This is a genomic window from Bacillus sp. LR_5, assembly GCF_042709275.1.
This window is the reverse complement of sequence record NZ_JAVAXX010000662.1, coordinates 1-831: the sequence shown is the minus strand read 5'-3', so window position 1 is coordinate 831 and position 831 is coordinate 1. Positions and strand designations below refer to the sequence as shown.

The following is an 831-nucleotide window of genomic DNA, read 5'->3' as shown; positions in this document are numbered from 1 at the left end:
CACGGATTCTTTAGTAGTAGCGGGAACAACTGGAGAATCTCCGACCCTTTCAACTGAAGAAAAAATTGCGCTTTTTGAATATACAGTAAAAGAAGTAAACGGACGGGTGCCCGTTATCGCTGGTACTGGAAGCAACAACACGAAAGATTCCATTAAGCTGACAAAAAAAGCTGAGGAAGCGGGCGTGGACGCTGTTATGCTTGTTACCCCGTATTACAATAAACCTTCTCAAGAGGGAATGTACCAGCATTTTAAAGCAATTGCGGCAGAGACATCTCTTCCGGTTATGCTCTATAATGTTCCTGGCCGTACGGTTGCTTCTCTTGCTCCTGAAACGACGATCCGTTTGGCGGCAGACATTCCGAATGTGGTTGCGATTAAAGAAGCGAGCGGAGACCTCGAAGCGATTACAAAAATTATTGCTGAAACACCTGAAGACTTCTATGTCTATTCAGGGGATGATGCCCTGACGCTTCCAATTCTTTCAGTTGGAGGAAGAGGAGTTGTATCAGTGGCGAGCCATATTGCAGGCACTGATATGCAGCAAATGATCAAAAATTATACGAATGGGCAAACAGCTAATGCGGCACTGATTCATCAGAAACTGCTGCCGATTATGAAGGAACTGTTTAAAGCGCCTAATCCTGCTCCAGTCAAAACAGCGCTTCAGCTGAGAGGTCTTGATGTCGGTTCTGTGCGTCTGCCTCTAGTCCCGTTAACTGAGGATGAACGTCTGAGCTTAAGCAGCACGATCAGCGAACTGTAAGAAAATTTCATACAGTGAAACAAACGCGGTCATTCTCACATTCAGCTGAGTTTGACCGTTTCTTT

At 45.4% G+C, this 831-nt stretch carries 1 protein-coding gene; it reads left to right on the top strand.

Annotated elements, in window-relative coordinates; translation table 11 throughout:
* A partial coding sequence (gene dapA, locus RAC86_RS39330) for a 4-hydroxy-tetrahydrodipicolinate synthase (protein ID WP_377887029.1) occupies window positions 1-766 on the top strand: 766 nt, incomplete at its 5' end.
* Window positions 767-831 lie beyond the last annotated feature (65 nt).